This is a genomic window from Streptomyces kaniharaensis, assembly GCF_009569385.1.
In the GTDB taxonomy this organism is placed as follows: domain Bacteria; phylum Actinomycetota; class Actinomycetes; order Streptomycetales; family Streptomycetaceae; genus Kitasatospora; species Kitasatospora kaniharaensis.
Map to the genome: position 1 here is coordinate 188,413 of NZ_WBOF01000003.1, position 18,492 is coordinate 206,904.

An 18,492-nucleotide genomic window follows, 5' to 3' on the forward strand; every position below is an offset into this window, starting at 1 on the left:
CTGCGGTGAGCAGGAGCGGCACGGCCCAGCCGGCGTTCCTTCGGCGATCCGCCATGGTCACCACCCTCTCGGGGATCCGACCTCTGGGCCTTCGACGCGGCAGGCGCCCACCGGGTTCCGGCCGAGCACCGGGGCTCGTTCCGAGGCTATCCGAGCGCGGCGACACGGCCTGCTCCTGACCGCGAGAACCAGTCGTGGGAACCACGGGAGACGGCCGGGCCGGACCCGTTGCCCCGTCCGCCCCCACGGTAGATCCACGGTCGCGGCGGCCGACCGCGCCCGCCGGGCCCCGGCACCGCCGCCCGTGGCCCGTTCGGGTGAGCACGGGCGGCAATGTCGCCCCGCCGCCCGCATACCGCCGGTCCGTGACGCCAGGATCGGCCCAGACAGAGACCAATCCACTGGCAGTGAAGGAGCCGACACCCATGCTGGAACGCACCCGCAGCAAGAAGATGACCGAGATCACGTTCATGCTGCCGGCCGGCCACCCGGCCGGCGAGACCAGCGTGGTCGGAGACTTCAACAACTGGGAGCCCGGCGCCCACCCGCTCGTCGCCCGTGGGGACGGCGCCCGGACGGTCACGATCGCCATGCCGCCCGGCGAGAAGGTCGCCTTCCGCTACCTCGCGCACGACGGCTGGTGGTTCGACGAGGAGACGGCGGACTCCCACGACGGCCGCAACAGCGTCCTGCACACCTGACACCCGACTCCCCCGGCCGCGCCGCTCCCTCCGCACAACACCACGGGAGCGGCGCGGCGGTGTGTCCGTCACAGGACTGATCCGCGAGGAGGGGGCCCTAGCCTGCGAGGAGGAGGCGGGCGACGCGGGTGCGGTGGGGAGCGAGTTCGGCGGCGACGGCGGCGGACTCCACGGCGCAGCGGTGGTGGGCGCTGACCGGCGGGCCGGCTCCGGTGCATCGGTCCAGGTGACCCCGCGTGCCGGCGGCAGGCGGCCGCGACCGGCGGCTGTCGGATGTCGGATGTCGAGGATCGCGGGGCGGCGCCGGGCTTGAGTTTGAGTGCACTCGAAGGTCTACGGTCCTGTCATGATCTTCGGCCGCCGGGTCGGCGGTCAGGACAGGACCGGGCGACCGGTCACGACGAGAAGCCGCTGACGCACGGCCGGAAGAAACGGATCACCACCATGAACACCCCCACGAACAGCGCCGAGACCCGCCAGGACCGCTTCGACCGCGGCATGGAGGTGCTCACCCGCGTCGACGGCGAGGCCGGGCAGCGGGTGGTCGACTCGCTGGCCGACATCAGCCCCGAGCTCGCCCACCAGATCGTCTCGTGGGGCTTCGGCGAGATCTATCACCGGCCCGGACTGGCGCCGCGCGACCGGCAGTTGGTGACCCTGGGCATGCTCACCGCGCTCGGCGGCTGCAAGCCCCAGCTGGACGTCCACATCAACGCCGCCCTCAACGTCGGCCTCACCCCCGAGGAGATCGTCGAGGCACTGCTGCACTCCTCCGCCTACTGCGGGTTCCCCAAGGCCCTCAATGCCACCTTCGTCGCCAAGAAGGTCTTCGGCGAGCGCGGCCTCCTGCCGGTCACGGCCGACTGACGATCCGTCACGCCCGGCGGGTGCGGCTCGCCGCGTTGGTGGGGACGTGAGGCGACGGGCGGCCCGGACCGGTGTGGAAAGCTTCGAGTGCCGGGGCTTCGGGGGCTGCTGCTCGGCCGTGTGGGGGGCGGTTCCGGTCGCGTCGGTGAAAGGTTCCGATCACGTTTGTTGGAAGGAGAGGGCGTGTCAATTCCCAGGAGTGGGCAGGCACGGGAGTTCAGTCGGCGGGGTTTCATCGGGGCGGCGGCGCTCGCGGGCGCCGGGGCCGCGCTCGGGCCGGTCCCGGCGGCCGCGGCCGCCGAGGAGGGGGACGCGCCGGCCGGTCACCGGTTAAGGACCGTGGAGTTCACGGAGGGCACCAATGCCGCCGTGGCCCTCTCGCCCGACGGTGAGCGGATGGTCGTCGAGGTCCAGGGCATCCTGTGGGCGCTGCCGCGCAGCGGCGGTACGGCGACCGCGCTGACCGCCCCCGGGCTGGAGCCGACGCGCCCGGCGTGGTCGCCGGACGGTTCGACCATCGCCTTCTGCTCCTACCAGGACGGCGGATTCCACCTGTGGGCGATGGCCCCGGACGGGTCGAACCTGCGTCAGCTGACCTCGGGGCCGTGGGACGACCGGGGCGTGGCCTGGTCCCCGGACGGGGGGCACCTCGCGTTCTCCTCCGAGCGCGCGGGCGACGCGGTGTCCGGCAGCTCGTACGACATCTGGACGGTGGAGGTCGCCACCGGCAGGCTGACGCGCCTGACCGACCGGAGCGGGGTCGAGGACTACGACCCCTCGTGGCACCCGGACGGCGACCGGATCCTCTTCGTCCGGGCGGATACCGCGGGCGGCCGGACCGTCGCCTCCGTGCCCGCCGCGGGCGGCCAGGTGAGCGTCCAACGCACCGTGGACAGCGGCACGGTGGTCTGCCCCGCGGTGTCCCGGGACGGCCGGCTGGCCTACGTGTGGGTCGGCGACACGTCCGCCGCCAACTCCTACACGGCGGGAAGCGCCTCGCTGGTCGTCGACGGCCAGGTGGTATCGGGCGGCGAGGACGTCTCACCGCTGCCGCCCTGCTGGACTCCCGACGGCGGCATCGTCTACTTCGCCGACGGCCGGATCACCGACCGCTCCCCCACGCTGGACACGGCCGAGACGATCCCGTTCACCGCCCGGCTCGACGTGCCGCGGCCCCGATACCGGCGCAAGGCACGGGACTTCGGCTCCACCGCCGAGCGGGACGTACGCGGCGTCCACCTGCCCGCACTCTCCCCCGACGGGCGCTCCATCGCCTTCTGCGCGCTCAACGCCCTGTGGCTGATGCCGATCGGCGGGCAGCCGCGCAAGCTCCTCCAGGCGGCCCCCTCCCACTACGTGCAGATGCCCTCGTGGAGCAGGGACGGCCGCAGCATCCTCTACGTGTACGACGGGGACGGTGACGGCGACGGCCTGGCCGCGGTCCACCGTCTGACGCCCGACGGCGGCACCGACACGGTCCTCGCCAGGGGAGGCCGCTTCAACCCGGCGCTCTCGCCCGACGGCACCAGGCTGGCCTGCCAGGACGTCACCGGCAACCTCCTCGTCGTCGACCTCGCCACCGGGACGGAGACCAAACTCGCGACGCCCCTGGGAGGCAACGGCCTTCCGGGAAGGCCCAGTTGGTCACCCGACGGCCGCTACCTCGCACTGTGCGACCGCAACCGCCTCAACCACCGCTTCCGCGAGGGCTACAACGTCATCCGCGTGATCGACACCCGCGACGGCTCTTCGAGGGCCTTCCTGCCGCTGCCCGACACCTCGGTCGCCGACCGCTGCGACAGCGGACCGGTCTGGTCGCCCGACGGCGCGTGGCTGGCGCTCGTCGTGGAATCCGCCCTGTGGGTCCTACCGGTCGCCCCGGACGGCTCGCCCGCGGGCGAGCCCCGGCAGATCACCGACGAGGCGGCCGACCACCCGTCCTGGTCCGGCGACTCCCTCCGGCTGCTCCACCTCTCCAACGGGCAGCTGCGGCTGATCGGCCGCGACGGCACCGAGCGCCGCACCGTCCCCGTCCCCCTGCGCACCTTCCGCAGCCTGCCGCCCCGCTCCGACGTCACCCGCATCCACGCCGCCCGGCTCTGGGACGGCACCGGCGAGGGCGTGCGCGAGGACGTCGACATCGTGATCAGCGGCAACCGCATCACCGCCGTCGAACCGCACCGCTCGGGCGCACGCCGCGCGGGAGAACGGCTGATCGACGCCACCGGCTGCACCGTCCTGCCGGGCCTGTGGGACGCCCACACCCACCCGTACCAGAACACCTACGGCGGCCGCCAGAGCCGACTGAACCTGGCCTACGGCATCACCGGCAACGTCTCGCTGGGAGGCTTCGCCTACGAGCAGGCGCGCCTCCGCGAGTCCGTCGACGCCGGCGTGATGGACGGGCCCCGCTTCCTCACGACCGGCGAGCTGATCGACGGCAGCCGCGTCGCCTACAGCATGGGCCGCGCCCACCGCACCGAGGACGGCGTGCGGCGCAGCCTGGAGCGCGCCGTGGCGCTGGACTACGACTTCGTCAAGAGTTACGTCCGCGCGCCCGGCCGGACCATGGCGCAGGCGGCCCGGACGGCGCACGAGCGCCTCGGCGTCCCGACGGGCAGCCACCTGCTGACGCCCGGGGTCCAGCTGGGGCAGGACCTGACGACCCATCTGTCGGCGACCCAGCGGCAGGAGTACGGCCGGGCGGTCTCCCCCACCGGGCGCGCCTACCAGGACGTCCACGAGATCTACCGCGGCGGCGAGTTCGCCATCATCATCACCCCGTTCTCCGCGCTGTGCCTGCTCGGTGACGACCCGTCGCTGGCCGAGGACTCCCGGGTCACCGTGCTGATGCCCCCGTGGGACAGCGCCACCGTGCAGCGCCAGGCCAAGGCCGCGGCCACGCCGGAGCAACTGCGCGCCGTCCAGAGGGAGATGGCCGTCTACCGGAAGATCCTCGCCGACGGCGGAGCCCTGGCCCTGGGCACGGACGCCCCGCTCACCCCCATCGGCCTGCAGGTCCACCTCGGACTGCGCGCCCTGCACCGCTACGCCGGCCTGTCCGCGGCCCAGGCGCTGCACACGGCGACGGTGGCGCCGGCCCGGCTGTTCGGTGTCGAGGACGACCTGGGCACCGTGGAGCCCGGCAAGCTGGCCGACCTGATGGTGGTCGACGGTGATCCGTTCCGCGACTTCGCGGATCTGGTCCGCACGTCGTGGGTGATGCGCGACGGTGTCGTCCACCGCCGCCAGGACTTGGTGGGCGGCGACCAGGCCGCCACGGTGGCGGGGCGGTCGGCGGTCCGAGCCGAGGACTGGCATGCGGTGGGCCAGGCCATGCGGCGCGACGGCTGCTGCGCGCTCTGACCGGCCGCCACGGCAGGGTGGCCCGGATGCCGTTCCTCGGCGTCCGGGCCGCCGCGGTACCGCCCGGCGGCGCGAGGTGGCGGCATCGGGGTCAGGGCAGGAGGACGATCTTGCCCTGGTTGCGGCGGGCCTCGATGTCGGCGTGGGCCGTCGCGGCCTCGGCCAGCGGGTAGGCGCGCCAGACGGGGACGTCGAGCCTGCCGGCGACGATCAGGTCGGCCAGCTGCGGCAGGGCCTCGGGGAAGCGGTCCTCGGGGTCCATGCCGGTGAACCGCACGCCGTACTGGGCGAACGACGGGTCGGCGATGGTGATGACCCTGCCCGCGTCGCCGACCAGGGCGACGGAGTCGGCGAGCACGCCCGCACCGGAGGCGTCGAAGACGAAGTCCACCCCGTCGGGGGCGGCGGCCTTCACCCGCTCGACCCAGCCTTCGCCGTAGCGGACGGCGGTGGCGCCGAGGCCGCCCAGCCGCTCCAGGTCCTGCTCGGCGGCGGTGCCGATCACGGTGATGCCGCGGGCGACGGCCAGTTGGACGGCGATGGTGCCGACGCTGCCGCCGGCGCCGTGGACCAGCAGCGTGCGGCCCGCCTCGGCGCCGAGGTGCTGCAGGCCGCGGTAGGCGGCCTCGCCGACCGTGATCATGCCGGCCGCGGTCTCGAAGGACAGCCCCTGCGGCTTGGCCACCGGGTGGTCGAGCAGCGCGTACTCGCTGTAGCCGCCGGCCGAGGCGACGCCGAACACCTCGTCGCCGACCGCGAAGCCCGCGCCCTCGCCGGCCTCGTCGACCACACCGGCCACGTCCCAGCCCGGCACGTGCGGGAACTCCACGGGGAAGAAGCCCTGCATGATCCCGGCGCGGATCCGCACGTCGATCGGGTTCACGGCGGCCGCCCGGACCCTGATCCGGACCTGGCCGGGGCCCGGCTGCGGCGTGGCGACGTCCGACAGCCGCAGCAGCTCGGGCGCGCCGTACTCGGAGAAGGTGATGGCAGTGGACATCGGGAACTCCAGGAGGAAGGGGAACCGCACACGGCCCTGAATCATCCAGAACGTGTGATTACCCTTTCCGGTGTATCACACAGAGAGTGTGATTCGCGAACGGCGGCAACCGTGGCGCACATCACACATTGCGTATGATTTTTGGGTAGGATGGGCCGCATGCCGCCCACGCCCGTTCATCGCCGCCAGCCGGCCCTGAGCAACCCGCGCGTCCAGCGCACCCGCACCCGGATCCTCACGGTGGCGCGCGAACTGCTGCCCGAGGTCGGCCCCGCGGGGCTGACGTACGCGCTGCTGGCCGAACGGGCCGACGTCACCCGCCAGACCCTCTACCGGCACTGGCCCAGCCGCGCCGCCCTGCTCTTCGACCTCATCCTCGAAGGCCCCGACCTCGGCACCTACCCCCGACCCGGCAGCGACGTGCGCGCCGTGGCCACCGCCTGGCTGAAGAGCCTGCGCGACGGCATCAGCGACCCCGCCATCCGCACCGCCGTCCTCGCCGTCACCGCCCAGGCCGACCACGACCCCGACAGCGCCCAGGCCCTGGTCCGCATCGGCGAGGACCGCCGCGCCGCCCTGAACGAGCTCCTCGAACCCTCCGGCGTCCAGATCACCGGCGACGAGCACACCCTGCTCTACGGGCCCGTCCTCGCCCGCCTGTTCCTCGACCGCGGCCAGGCCACCGACGCCTTCATCGACACCGTCGTCACCCAGTGGCTCACCACATTGCGGCACACGGGCACCCTGCCGGCGACGGACGACCCGGCCGGCAGCTGACCCGAAGCACAACGGGCGGGCCGCGGCGCCGACCTCGGCGCCGCGGCCCGCCCGCACCGGGTGCCGGTCAGCGGCGGACGGTGGAGGTGGGCGGCGCCGCGCGGTATCCGGCCGGCCGGCCGGCGCTGAACACGGCATCCGCGGCAGCGGCGGTCTGCGCGAACTCGACGCACGCGCTCTGCGGCGCCGTGGTGCTCTGGCCGAAGCGGCAGGCGACGGCGGTGAGCTTGATGGTGATGAAGTCGGCGATCTGGGCGCCGTACTGGATGGGCTTGCCGCCGATGGTGATGTCGCCGACGGTGAAGCCCCGGCCCTGCGGCACCTCGTAGACGGCGCGCACCGGGTGGCCGGCGTCGCCGCGCACGTACGTCCAGTAGCTCTTCGGGTCGGAGCCGTCGGGGGTGGCCCAGCCATCGGTGGACAGGTCGTTGAAGTACAGGCCGACCGGGTCGACGAGCGAGATGTCGGCCTTCTGGCGGGCGAGCGCGTTCACCGCGCCGCCGATGTGCGGGTCGCTGTTGCGCTCCGGCTGGCCGTACTTGCTGCACTGGATCAGCTGCTGCTCGGTGACCAGTTCCTGACCGTTGATCACCCGCACGATGGTGGCCGCGGCGGCGAGTTCGATCTCCGCGGCGAGCGTGTTGTTGATCTGGATGAGGTGCATCGCGCCGTGCGAGGTGGAGTCGTTCCACCGGTTGCGGGGCTGGTAGGTGCCGTCCAGCCCGAACAGGTCGCCGCGCTGGACGTCGGGGCTAACGAAGGTCTGGTAGAGCCTCAGGACGGTGTCCGGGTCGGTCTGCGCCAGGAGCGACCAGTACTCGGGGCCCTCGCAGGTGAAGGTGACCCTGGTGATCTTCCCGGCGGTGTCGCGGGTGACGCTCCACTCGCAGTACTCGTCCTGGACGTCGCGGCTGGCGTCCGCGCGCTGCCACCGCTGGACGTCCGAGATCGAGTTGATCTTGATGATGCGGGGGAACCCCGTCCAGGTGACGGTGGCCTCGGTGGCGTCCGCGGCGGTGTCGGTCTTGGTGAGGTTGTAGAACTGGCTGCGCGGGCTGTCGTGGCGCACCTGGCTGGGATCCGGGCCCTGCACGGCCTCGTCGACCCTCTCGCTGATGAAGGCGTCCCAGGCCTTCTTCCCGGTCGGGTCCAGGTCGGTGAGGTTGCCGGGAGGAGCGTAGGTGGTGAGCTTGCTCATGGGCGGTTCCTTTCCGGTGATCCGGCCCCCGGGGCGGCGCTTCGCCGGACGGCGGGCCGGAGTCAGGGAGCGGGCACGACGGTGGCGTCGTCCAGCATCTTCAGGCGGGGCGCGTCGGCGGGGATGTCGGTGGCCGGGAGCGTGAGCTCGAACTCGTCGAGTCTCATCCGCTTGAAGTCCCGGCGGCGGGACTCCGCCAGCCGCACGTAGTCCCGGAAACCCGACGGCGTGCCGATGCGGGCGGCCACCCGCCCCAGATAGGCGTCGATACGCTCGGCGAAGATCTTCGGCCAGTCGGTGTCGGCCAGGGCCCAGTCCGCCGCGAACCGCGCTTCCGGGCTGGTGGCCGGCAGCTTCTCGGCGGCCTCCGTGATCGCCTGGGCGATCTGCCCGGCGAGAGCGCCGACCGCGGTGGCCCCCGTCGGCACGTACGCCATCAGCCGGGCCCGGTCGGCACTGAACACCGGGTTGGTGAAGTCGACCATCAACGCGCAGGCGGCGAACTTCGCCGGGACGAGCCCGGTCTGCACCATCTGGCGGATCACGTCGTTGTCCTCGAAGGCGGCCTCCGGCGCCGTGAACGCGAAGAACGTGTCGCCGGGCTGGGAGAAACCGCTGGCACCCTCCTCCAGGCGGAAGCCGAACTCGGTCAGGCTGGCCACGTACTCGGCCGCGGGGACCCGCGGCAGGGACGCCGTGACCGGCAGCGCCAGGTCGTCGATCAGGGCCTCGCGGTTCAGCCAGAACCCGAGCGGCAGGGCGAAGTCGCCGCTCGTCGCGGTGACGGTCGCGCTCTGGACGGCGCTGCTCGCCAGGTTGACCGAGGTCGTCGTGAACAACTGCCGCATGAGGTGGTCCGGCTGCTCCACCGTCCCCGTCCCGGTGACCGCCTTGAGGCGTGCCGCCGTCCACCGGGAGACCAGCGCACGCACCGTCAGCTCCAGGTTCTCCGCCCCCACCACCTGGGCGAACAGCGGATCGGAGCGCACCGGGCTGTCCGGGGCGAGGTGGATCGTCGCCGCCTGGGACTGCCAATTGCTCCACGGCAGGTTCAGTTCCTTCATCACGACGCTGCCGTTGATGTGGCTGTCGAAGCAGCCCCTCCCCCGTGACTCCTGCGCCAGCGCCCGCCACGAGTCCCCGGCCCACACCCAGCTCGGGCTGATCCGCGAGTAGTAGTTGAACACCCCGGCGACCGGGTCCCAGGCCGCGACCTGCAGGAACGTGGTGGTGGGATCGTCGCCCGCGCCGGTGCTGACCAGCAGGTCCACGTCCTTGTTCTGGAGTGCGGTGCGGGTGATGGCGAACCGGAAGTCGCGGAAGGGGGCGGGCGAGGCGTCCAGCGGGATCTGCCCGGCCTCGCCGATGAGGTACACCGCGTTCGGCAGGCCCCCCGGGGGTTGGGGCAGGCGGGCGAGCAGGTCGTGGACGGTCATGGGGAACACGCCCCGGCGGAAGAACAGCACCGCCATCGGGTCGCCCAGGGCGGCCAGTTCCTCGGGGGTGACCGGGCGTGCCTGCTCGTCGACACCACCGACCCTGCGATAGAGACGCCCGGCCTCCAGCGTCGTCGGCCCCGCGCCGCACCCGTCGTCCGGCTCCTCGTTCCGTGGCTGCAGGTCGTCGGCCGCGGCCGCGGCGTGTTCGAAGGACGGCCTCATCCAGGCCGTGGCACGCCGACGCTCGTGAAAGTCCATCACCACACCCAGGTCTCCGGCAGGCACGTGCAACAGGACGCCTACGAAGCTAGGTGGGTCCCCGCCGCTGCCGCATCACCTCGCCGGAGCGCCACCGCACACCACTCGCACGGCCCAGCTACAACGACCTGCGCGTTCGGAGCGCGTTCACTCCCGGGCCGCGCCTGGCACCGCACACCGCCGGGATCGCCTACGGTCGGACCATGTCCGACCGCTTCGAAACGTGGTACCTGCCTGCCACCGAATCGGCGCGTGCGGCACTCGACCTCGCCCAATGCAGGCAGCCGGCCTTCCTCTTCAACCACAGCGTGCGCGGCTACCCCTTCGCGCGGGCACTCGGCGAGCATCGCGGAGTCCACGCGGGAATCGACTACGACGACGAACTTGCACACCAGCGGTGGCATCGCCAACCGCAAACGGCCGGAGGTCGCCCTGGCCCAGGCCGGCATCGTCGCCGACGTGTTCGCCATCAACCGTGAGCAGCTGCCGCCCGGATACGCCGAGAAGGCCCACCAGGAGCTGCCTCGGCTCGGCCTCGGCACCGCGCTGGCCGATGCCATCGTCGACCAGGTCAAGGGCGACCGGCGCAAGCGCGTCCTCGGCTCGGCCGTCGGCGACGTGGTCAGGGAGAAGGCGTCGTCCGTGCCGGTGTCGACCTGGGACGAACGGATCGCCGCAGGCTGGGGCGAGTGACTGATCCCCCGGGTGAAGGCTGGATTCCAGGTTCGTCTGGCGAATTCCGACTCGTGCCGCATGGCCGCCCTACGGGCGGCCAGCTCCTGCGCACTCAATGCCGGCGGTGAACCGGATTCCTCGCCGGCCAAGCGGGCGGGGCATCCTCCGGCCCCGACCGGACGTGACTCAGTGCCAGGTCCAGCTCTGGTTGTCCCAGCCGTTGCAGCCCCAGAGCTGAACCTTCGCCCCGTCGTAGTTGATGGTGTTGAGGTCCCCGTCCAGGCACTTCCAGCCGTGGTAGTTCTGCAGCGTGCTGCCGGACCAGACCCACGTCTGGTTGTCCCAGCCGTTGCAGCCCCAGAGCTGGACCTTCGCCCCGTCGTAGTTGATGGTGTTGAGGTCCCCGTCCAGGCACTTCCAGCCGTGGCCGTTCTGGATGGTGTAGTAGCCGACCGGCAGGCCCGGGGCCGGAGTCCAGTACCAGCTCTGGTTGTCCCAGCCGTTGCAGCCCCAGAGCTGGACCTTCGCCCCGTCGTAGTTGATGGTGTTGAGGTCCCCGTCCAGGCACTTGCCGCCGTGGTTGTTGGTGAAGGCCGGGGTGCGGTACGTCACCATGGGCGCCGCCTGGGTGAAGACGGGCGGGCCGCTCTGGCCTGCGTGCGGGAGTTGGGAGGGCGAGTCCAGGTCGACGACGAGCCGGCCGGCCGCGGGCCCGGCGCCGGCACCGGCCGCCGCGGGGGCCTCGTACGGGGCGGCCTGGGCCGCCGTGCTCAGGGCGAGGGCACTCAACCCGGCGAGCACGGCGAATCCGATACGGTTCTGACGCATGCGCTCTCCTCGATTCCTTGACACTCCGCCACAATGGCGATCCGTGCGCGACCTTATTGGCTCGGAGAGGAGCACGGCAAGACGTTCCAAAAAAGAACGACAGTATGAGAACTAACGATGATGGGACCGGCAGATAATTACCGCGACGGCGAGGGATTCTTCGACATTGATCTCGAGCATCGTCACGTCGCACTTTCGCGCGCTGCTGCCCGAGTTGATGATTCCCGGAGTCGGGCGCCAGGTTGTCTACGAGCCTCTCACCGGGCCGAACCACTGTCAGCGCCGCCGCCGCTGCTCCCACTGCTCCTTGGTGATCTCATACCGTACGCCTCCGTGATCGGAGCCCTCGGCCATCAACATGTCGGAGGGAGTAGGGATGGTGTCCGCGAGCGTCATTTCGAGCTTCTCCATGATGTTGCGCGAACCGAGGTTCACGGACATCGTCGCAGCCCAGACCATGCGCACACCGAGCTCCGTGAACGCCTTGCCCAGCAGGGCCCGCGGGCCCTCCGGCTCGGGACGCAGGCAGAACCAGCCGATGAACGCTCCGCCGTCCTTCTCGTGCGCGGCGAACAATCCGAGGTCGCCGCCGCACTTCTCGTAGCCGGCAAGGATGTTCGGCAGGTGGCGCTCGCGGACGAGCTCCGGCGCCGTCGGATCGCCGCCGCTCCCGTCGCACGCACCGCCGACAGCGCCCCGGCCGCCCCGTGAGGCCGGCCGAACGGGTGTCAGGGTGTCCTCGACGCCTGCCGGCGTGCCGCGTTCGCCGCGACCTTGCGTTCGTCGACGCGCAGGTTCTCGGCCTGCTCGCGCAGGCGCCTGCCGGCCCAGCGGTACGCCGCGCGGGCGTCGGGCGTGGTCATCCGGTCGTGGAGGGCCTCTGCGAGTTCCCCGGCGTTCTCCACCATGGCGGCGAGGGCGCCCAGCAGCGCGGCCTCGTCGCCCGGTCCGACCTCGTCGCGGCGCGCGCGGGCACACGGGAGGGCGTTCTCGCGGATCCGGGTGGCGGCCTCGCGAAGGGCGTAGGCCATCGCTGCGATGTCGGTGTCCATCTCGGCCCTCTGGTCGTGTGCCGTCTCAGGTGTCCGGCTGAGCCTTCCCAGCGCGCCTCGGCGGCACTCCCCCGACGCGTCCGTCCGGGGGTGGGCCGCGGCCCGACGGGCGGGGGCGCGACCACCGTCCTAGCGTGGTCCGGGAACGACCCGGGCGGACCGCCGCCCGGGGTCCGCGACCCCGCAGGAGGCCCGCCGACCATGGCCGCCGAACTCTCCGAGCTCACCGGGGACTACGTCCTCGACCCCGCCCACACCCGGATCGGTTTCGTGGCACGCCACGCCATGGTGACCAAGGTCCGCGGCTCCTTCCACGAATTCGAGGGCATCGCCCATCTGGACGGCGAGGACCCGGCCCGCTCCACCGCCCGGGTGACGATCCGGGCCGAGAGCATCGACACCGGCGTCCAGCAGCGTGACCAGCACCTGCGCACCAACGACTTCCTGGACGCGCCGAACCACCCGGACATCACCTTCACCACGACGGCGGTCGAGCCGCTGGGGGGCTCGGAGTTCCGGGTCACCGGCGACCTCACCATCAAGGGCACCACCCGCCCGGTCGTCATCGACTTCGCGTACACGGGCAACGCCGTCGACCCCTACGGCAACCTGCGGGTGGGCCTGGAGGGTTCGGTGACGATCAATCGCAAGGACTTCGGCGTGGCCTGGAACGCGGCGCTGGAGGGCGGTGGCGTCCTGGTCGGCGACAAGGTCGTCCTGGAGTTCGACGTCTCGGCGATCAGGCAGAGCCAGGAGTAGGCCCATCGGGCGGGACCGGGACCGGGGGCAGCGGGCCGTCGTGGCGGGCGCTGGCGCGCCAGTCGGCGACCCGGACCAGGGTTTCCAGGAAGGCGAGCCGGAACGGGCCGAGGTCGGGGCGGTCGCGCAGGGCGAGCGCCCGTTCGGTCCAGGCCGCCGGGAAGGCCGCGGTGTGCAGGGTCAGGGCGGGGAAGCGCTCGCCGGTGGACAGCTCGACGGGCGGGGTGCGGTCCCCGTCCGCGACGCCGAGCAGCAGGGGCGCCTCCTCGCCGCGCGGGTGCACGGTGATCCGGACGTGGCCGTGGTGCGCGGCGGCCAGGTAGGTCACGAGCGCGTCGTGGCCGCCGTGCCGGAGCAGGAGCGCGCTGACCAGCTCGTGCCGGAAGTGGGGGCGGGCCGGGCGGTGGGGCGGTAGCGGTGCTGCGCCGTTCCTCGACTTGGCGAGCAGGCCGTCCGGCGGGTCGGCCCGGCCGGCGCGCAGCTTCGCCTGGAAGGCGTCGTGGCACTTGCCGAGGTCGTGGTAGCGGGCCGCCCGGATGACGGCCTCGCGCAGGTCGGCGGGGAGTTCGGGCAGGGCCGCGAGCAGCCGGCGCGCCTCCTCGGCGGTCTCCTGGAGGTGCTGGTCGAGGCCGATCCAGGAGGTGCAACCGTAGGGCGGGCGTTCGGGGGCGGCGGCCTCGGGTGGCACGGGGGCCGTGCTGGCCGGGGTCCAGCCGCGGTCGGGCAGGTAGCCGCCGTAGCGGGCGTCGAGCAGGAGGCGGGTGCCGGGGTGCAGGTCTGAGGGCCGTGCGGGTCGCCACCGGCCGTCCAGTTCCTCGCGCAGCCAGGCCCGGCCGGCGGGCAGCGCGCGGAGGTCGCCGAGTGGTACCGGGCAGAGCTCGTCGCTCGCCGGATCGGGCTCGTCCTCGGCGGGCCCGACGGAATCGGCGGCCCCGACGGAATCGCCCGGCCCGACATGGGCGGGTTCCCAGGTGCGCCAGGCGACCAGCGCGGGCAGCGTGGCGTGTTCGGACGGCTCGCAGATCCAGCGGTCGGCGGTGGCGGCCGGGGTGTCGTCGTCGGGGGCGGAGTCGAAGAGGGCGAGGAGGTCCTCGCGGCCCGGGCCGGGCGGTGGGAGTGGCTCGTCGATGCGGGCCGCCTGCAGTTCGGCGGGGGTGACGGCCCGGCCCTCGTGGGCGGTGAGCCATGCCGCGGTGGCCGCGTCGCCGCCCTCCGGGGGCGTGCACCAGAGCAGGTCGCCGCCGCCCGGGTGCTCGCCGTGCCGGTTGCAGCGGCCGGCGCGTTGCACGAGCGAGGCCCAGGGCGCGAGTTCGGTGACCAGGGTGCGGCTGGAGAGGTCGAGTCCGGCTTCCACGGCCGCGGTGGCGACGACGAGGAGGTCGCGCTCGTCCTCGGTGGCGGCGCGCAGGACGCGGTGGCGGTCGGCGGCGCGGAAGTGAGGGTGCAGCAGGATCGTCTCGCGCCCGGTGGCGGCCAGGGCGGCGTGCACGGCCCGGGCCCGTTCCAGGGAGCCCAGCACCACGACGGTCCGGGTGCCGGGCACGTGCGCGGCGGTGGCGGCGCCTGCGAGGGCGGCCGGGTAGTGCCCGGGCCCGAGGTGGAGGCGGGCGATCCGGCGAAGCGTCGCGGGGCCGTCCGAGGCGTGCAGCACCGGCCCGTCGAGGCCGGCCCCGTCCCACGTCGACGACATCCACATCGTCCGGGTCGCCGCCGCCGTCCCCAACCGGTCGCGCAGCCGCTGGAGTTGGACGCCGGTGGACAGGGCGGGGCCGAGCAGGTGCGGCTCGTCGAAGACCCACTGGGTGTCGGTGTGCAGCAGGGCGTAGGAGACCGGCGTCATCGTCCGGCGCTCCGCGTGGCCGCGCATCAGCGCACGGCTGAGCAGCACGTCGTGGGTGCCGACCAGGATCGCGGTCTGCTCGGGCCCGCGCCGCCAGGCGCCGTCCTGCGCGGCGCCGCCGGCGAGCAGGTGCAGCCCGACCTCGCCGGTGGGCGCGAGGCGGTCCAGCCACTGCCGGATGCGGGCGGAGGTCTGGTCGGCGAGGCTGTGCCGGGGCAGGACGAGGACCAGTCGGCGCGGGGTGGCCTCGGGCGCGGTGACCAGGCGGCGGTGCAGCCAGGGCAGGACCGCGGCGACGGTCTTGCCGGCGCCGGTGGGGGCCTTGAGGAGGGTGGGCAGGCCTTCGGCGGCCAGCTTCGACTGGTAGGGGTAGGGGGTGTAGCCGGTCGCGGTGCGTACGAAGGTCTCGAAGTCGGCCGTCATCGGGCCAACGTACGACGGATGGCCGGTCAGTGGGTGGTTCCCTCCGGGGTGTGCAGGTCGGTGGGGCGGGTCGAGGCGGTGAGCAGGGCGCGCAGGGCGCGGGCGGCGGTGGCGGCGGGCAGGGCGGGTTCGGCCCGGTCGAGGACCTGCTCGGGCAGGGCGGGCAGGTGGACGAAGCCGCCGCGGGTGGTGGGCCGTTCGGTGGCGATCAGGTGCATGAGGGCGTAGAAGACGTGGTTGCAGACGAACGTCCCGGCGGTGTGGGAGAGGGAGGAGGGCAGTCCGGCCGCCCGGACGGCGGCCACACAGGCCTTGACCGGCAGGGTGGCGAAGTAGGCCGCGGGGCCGCCGGGGACGACGGGCCAGTCGACGGGTCGGCGGCCCGCGTTGTCGGGGATGCGTGCGTCGTCGATGTTGACGGCGATGCGCTCGACGCTGACGTCGGGGCGGCCCGTCGCCTGGCCGAGGCAGACCACCACGTCCGGGTCGGTGTCGCGGACCGCCGCGCGCAGTTCGTCGGCCGCCCGTCCGAAGACGCAGCTCAGCCGGGCGGGGGTGACCTCCAGTCCGGCGGGAGGGTGGTCGGCGACGAGACGGGCGGCCTCCCAGGACGGATTGCGGGTGGCGCCGTCGAAGGGTTCGAAGCCGGTGAGCAGGATCCTGGTCATCAGCGGCGGCGCCTTTCGCGGTCGGTGGTGGTCGAAGGGGTCTGCCGGCCGGTCGGAACCTGTCGGGCGGTCAGAAGGCGAAGAGCGACATGATGGCGATGTTGCAGACCAGCAGGGCGCCCGCGGTGGGCAGTTGGGCCTTGATCGGCCCGTACTGGTCCTTGAGTTCGAGCAGGGCGGCCGGGACCAGGTTGAAGTTGGCGGCCATCGGGGTGGCCAGGGTGCCGCAGAAGCCGGCCAGCATGCCCACGGCCAGGACGACCGGCGGGTGGCCGTGCAGCCGGGTGATCAGGACGGGCCAGCCGATGGCGGCGGTCATGACGGGGAACGCGGCGAAGGCGTTGCCCATGACGACGGTGAACAGGGCCATGCCGAGGCAGTAGAGCACCACCGCGGCGAACCGGCTGCCGTCGGGCAGGAAGTGGGTGGTGAGCCTGCCGACCTGGGTGCCGACGCCGGCGCTCTGGAAGATCGAGCCGAGCACGGCGAGGAGTTGGGGCAGCAGCAGCGTCCAGCCCATGGCTTCCACCAGTGCGCGGCCGGCGTGCAGGGCGACGGCGGGGTTGCGCTCGCGGGTGAGCGGCAGAGCGACGGCCAGGGCGGCGAGCACGCCGAGGCCGAGCCCGAGGAGCGTCTCGCTGCCGGGCTGGAGCAGCGGGCCGGCGCCCAGGTGCACGCCCTTGAGGAGGGTGGCGCAGGCGAGCGCGACGAGCGGGAGGATCAGCGCGGGGATGAACAGCCGGCTGCCGAGGCGGGCGGCGGAGGCGGCCCGCTGCTCGGGGGTGGTGGTCGCGGGTGTGCCGCGTCCGGTGAAGCCGAAGCCGGCCAGGCAGATCATGGCCAGGACGGCGGCGCCCAGCGGCGCGGCGGGTGCGCTCTTGTCGGCGACCCACGTGCCGTAGACGAAGCTCGCGCCGAGCAGGCCCCAGAAGGCGGCGCTGCCCAGTCGCTTGGGGTTGCTGCGGTCGGCCGCCATCTGCGCGGCCATCGCCAGGAAGACGGCGCCGAGCAGCCAGTACAGCCACTCCACCTTGATCACTTGCCCACCTCCGCGACGCGGCTGTCGGCGGCGCCGGGGGCGGGCAGGTCCCGGGCGAGGGCACGGTCCAGGTGAAGCAGTCGCGCGCCGTGGACGAGGGTGGCGCAGATCGCGGTGGGAACGGCCCAGAGGGCGAGGCGGACCGGTTCGAGATCGGTGTGGTAGGTCGCGTTGACGAAGCCGGTGATCAGGAGGATCGAGCCGACGGCGAGGAAGCAGTCCTCGCCGAAGAACAGGCCCACCGTGTCGGTGCTCGCGGCGAAGGAGCGCAGGCGCTCGCGGGCCCGGTCGCTCAGGCGGCCGTGGCGGCGCTCGGCGGCGGCCTCCGCCATCGGCGCGATCATGGGCCGCACCGCCTGGGCGTGCCCGCCGAGGGCGGTGAGCCCGAGGGCGGCGCCGAGTTGACGGATCACCAGGTAGATCGCGAGCAGGCGGCCGGCGCTGACCTTCGCGAGCCGGTTCATCAGGGTGCGGGCCTGGTCCTGCAGGCCGTGGCGTTCCAGGAGGCCGATGACGGGCAGGGCGACGACGAAGAGGGTGACCGAGCGGCTGGAGGCGAAGCCCGTGCCGAACGCCTCCAGGACTTTCGTCGGGCTCAGTCCGCCCAGGAGGCCGGTGATGACGCCGGCGGCGCCGACGACGAGGAGCGGATGTCGCCGGGTGGCGAATCCGGCCACCACGACGAGGATGCCGACAAGAACGATCATGCTCCGGGCCGCCTTTCGCAGGGTGTCCGCCTCGCGGGTGGCCGTCTGCCACGCCCCGGGGTGGACGAGGTCCCGGCCGGGTTGGGCCGCGACCGTGCGGGGATTGCCGCGAGGCTAGGGGATTGTGGAACAATCCGACAAGAGCACATACGGCGTGAGGTTCTGACGCAACGGCAGGAGGTGCACGCGACGGTGACGGGAGTCTTCGACGCACTCGCGGCCGATCGGAGCCGGCTCGAACGCGCCGGCATCGCCCAGCGGGTGGCCGAGGTGCTGCGCGACCACATCACCGAGGGCCGCCTCGCCCCGGGCACGCGGCTGTCGGAGGAGTCGCTCGGCGAGGCGCTCTCGGTCTCGCGCAACACGCTGCGCGAGGCGTTCCGGCTGCTGGCCGACCAACGCCTGGTCGTGCACGAGCTGAACCGCGGCGTGTTCGTCAAGATCCTGGACCCCGGCGACGTCGCCGACATCTACACGCTGCGCCTCGCGCTGGAGATGGCCGGCGTGCGCGCGCTGCGCAGTGCGGCGTCGGAGCGCCTGGCCGCGCTGCGGGCGGCGCTCGCGCGGGCGGAGGCGGCCGAGGCGCTCGGCGACTGGGTCGCCGTCGGCACCGCCGACCTGCACTTCCACCAGGCGGTTGCGGGACTGGCCGGCAGCGAGCGGATCGACGAGTGCATGGCGCGTCTGGTGGCGGAGCTGCGCCTGGCGTTCGCGGCGGTGGCCTCGGCGCGCGGGCTCCACGAGCCGTTCCTTCGCCGCAACCAGACGCTGGCCGGGTTGCTGGAGTCCGGCGAGATCGACGACGCCGAGGTCGAGTTGACGCGGTATCTGGACGACGCGCGCGCGGTGATCGTCCGGGCGATGACGCAGGACGGGTGGTGACAGGGGCCGGGCC

The 18,492-nt window shown here is 73.0% G+C and carries 17 protein-coding genes; 7 read left to right on the top strand and 10 right to left on the bottom strand.

Features of this window, described 5'->3' with window-relative positions; all coding sequences use genetic code 11:
- The first annotated feature begins 425 nt into the window (after window positions 1-425).
- The 3 genes from F7Q99_RS32055 to F7Q99_RS32065 all read left to right on the top strand — a co-directional run bounded on the left by F7Q99_RS32055 (window position 426) and on the right by F7Q99_RS32065 (window position 4,934).
- Window positions 426-701 (top strand): isoamylase early set domain-containing protein, encoded by a 276-nt coding sequence (locus F7Q99_RS32055; RefSeq protein WP_153468124.1) that lies wholly within the window; start codon window positions 426-428, stop codon window positions 699-701.
- Window positions 702-1,145: 444 nt separating this feature from the next.
- Window positions 1,146-1,568, top strand: a complete 423-nt coding sequence (locus tag F7Q99_RS32060; RefSeq protein WP_153468126.1) for a carboxymuconolactone decarboxylase family protein — start codon at window positions 1,146-1,148, stop codon at window positions 1,566-1,568.
- Window positions 1,569-1,964: 396 nt separating this feature from the next.
- Window positions 1,965-4,934: an amidohydrolase family protein gene (locus F7Q99_RS32065; protein WP_230211168.1), complete on the top strand. Its 2,970-nt coding sequence runs from the start codon at window positions 1,965-1,967 to the stop codon at window positions 4,932-4,934.
- A 91-nt stretch (window positions 4,935-5,025) separates the two neighbouring features.
- Here F7Q99_RS32065 and F7Q99_RS32070 read toward each other — a convergent pair whose 3' ends face one another.
- Window positions 5,026-5,934 carry an NADP-dependent oxidoreductase gene (locus F7Q99_RS32070; RefSeq protein ID WP_153468129.1) on the bottom strand — a complete coding sequence of 303 codons (909 nt, stop codon included), beginning with the start codon at window positions 5,932-5,934 and terminating at the stop codon, window positions 5,026-5,028.
- Window positions 5,935-6,093: 159 nt separating this feature from the next.
- On the opposite strand from F7Q99_RS32070, the gene F7Q99_RS32075 reads away from it, so the two are divergent.
- Window positions 6,094-6,711 carry a TetR/AcrR family transcriptional regulator gene (locus F7Q99_RS32075; RefSeq protein WP_153468132.1) on the top strand — a complete coding sequence of 206 codons (618 nt, stop codon included), beginning with the start codon at window positions 6,094-6,096 and terminating at the stop codon, window positions 6,709-6,711.
- Between the two features lie 67 nt (window positions 6,712-6,778).
- On the opposite strand, the gene F7Q99_RS32080 is transcribed toward F7Q99_RS32075, so the two are convergent.
- Window positions 6,779-7,909 (bottom strand): hypothetical protein, encoded by a 1,131-nt coding sequence (locus F7Q99_RS32080; protein ID WP_153468135.1) that lies wholly within the window; start codon window positions 7,907-7,909, stop codon window positions 6,779-6,781.
- Between the two features lie 62 nt (window positions 7,910-7,971).
- On the bottom strand, window positions 7,972-9,606 hold the full coding sequence (locus F7Q99_RS32085) for a hypothetical protein (RefSeq protein WP_153468138.1): 1,635 nt from the start codon (window positions 9,604-9,606) through the stop codon (window positions 7,972-7,974).
- Between the two features lie 384 nt (window positions 9,607-9,990).
- Here F7Q99_RS32085 and F7Q99_RS32090 point away from each other — a divergent pair, with 384 nt between their 5' ends.
- Window positions 9,991-10,299, top strand: a complete 309-nt coding sequence (locus F7Q99_RS32090; protein ID WP_153468141.1) for a hypothetical protein — start codon at window positions 9,991-9,993, stop codon at window positions 10,297-10,299.
- Between the two features lie 168 nt (window positions 10,300-10,467).
- On the opposite strand, the gene F7Q99_RS32095 is transcribed toward F7Q99_RS32090, so the two are convergent.
- The 3 genes from F7Q99_RS32095 to F7Q99_RS40605 all read right to left on the bottom strand — a co-directional run bounded on the left by F7Q99_RS32095 (window position 10,468) and on the right by F7Q99_RS40605 (window position 12,161).
- Entirely contained in the window at window positions 10,468-11,109 is a 642-nt protein-coding gene (locus F7Q99_RS32095; protein ID WP_153468144.1) for an RICIN domain-containing protein, read from the bottom strand.
- Between the two features lie 276 nt (window positions 11,110-11,385).
- Window positions 11,386-11,685, bottom strand: coding sequence for a GNAT family N-acetyltransferase (locus F7Q99_RS32100; protein WP_230211110.1), 300 nt, complete (start codon window positions 11,683-11,685; stop codon window positions 11,386-11,388).
- Window positions 11,686-11,837: 152 nt separating this feature from the next.
- Window positions 11,838-12,161, bottom strand: a complete 324-nt coding sequence (locus tag F7Q99_RS40605) for a hypothetical protein (RefSeq protein ID WP_195911380.1) — start codon at window positions 12,159-12,161, stop codon at window positions 11,838-11,840.
- 201 nt (window positions 12,162-12,362) lie between these two features.
- Here F7Q99_RS40605 and F7Q99_RS32105 point away from each other — a divergent pair, with 201 nt between their 5' ends.
- Window positions 12,363-12,920 carry a YceI family protein gene (locus F7Q99_RS32105; RefSeq protein WP_153468147.1) on the top strand — a complete coding sequence of 186 codons (558 nt, stop codon included), beginning with the start codon at window positions 12,363-12,365 and terminating at the stop codon, window positions 12,918-12,920.
- Here F7Q99_RS32105 and cas3g read toward each other — a convergent pair.
- The 4 genes from cas3g to F7Q99_RS32125 form a co-directional block, all read right to left on the bottom strand.
- Window positions 12,901-15,183 (bottom strand): type I-G CRISPR-associated helicase/endonuclease Cas3g, encoded by a 2,283-nt coding sequence (gene cas3g, locus F7Q99_RS32110; protein WP_153468150.1) that lies wholly within the window; start codon window positions 15,181-15,183, stop codon window positions 12,901-12,903. The genes F7Q99_RS32105 and cas3g overlap by 20 nt on opposite strands.
- 26 nt (window positions 15,184-15,209) lie before the next feature.
- Entirely contained in the window at window positions 15,210-15,851 is a 642-nt protein-coding gene (gene pcp, locus F7Q99_RS32115; protein ID WP_153468153.1) for a pyroglutamyl-peptidase I, read from the bottom strand.
- Between the two features lie 70 nt (window positions 15,852-15,921).
- The gene (locus tag F7Q99_RS32120) at window positions 15,922-16,890 is read right to left on the bottom strand and encodes a DUF979 domain-containing protein (RefSeq protein ID WP_326847398.1); all 969 of its coding nucleotides are present in this window, start codon (window positions 16,888-16,890) and stop codon (window positions 15,922-15,924) included.
- Window positions 16,887-17,597 carry a DUF969 domain-containing protein gene (locus tag F7Q99_RS32125; RefSeq protein WP_153468158.1) on the bottom strand — a complete coding sequence of 237 codons (711 nt, stop codon included), beginning with the start codon at window positions 17,595-17,597 and terminating at the stop codon, window positions 16,887-16,889. Before F7Q99_RS32125 ends, F7Q99_RS32120 begins: the two co-directional genes overlap by 4 nt.
- A gap of 192 nt (window positions 17,598-17,789) precedes the next feature.
- On the opposite strand from F7Q99_RS32125, the gene F7Q99_RS41950 reads away from it, so the two are divergent.
- A complete protein-coding gene (locus F7Q99_RS41950) occupies window positions 17,790-18,479 on the top strand; it encodes a GntR family transcriptional regulator (RefSeq protein WP_326847399.1) in 690 nt (229 codons plus the stop codon).
- Window positions 18,480-18,492: the final 13 nt, after the last annotated feature.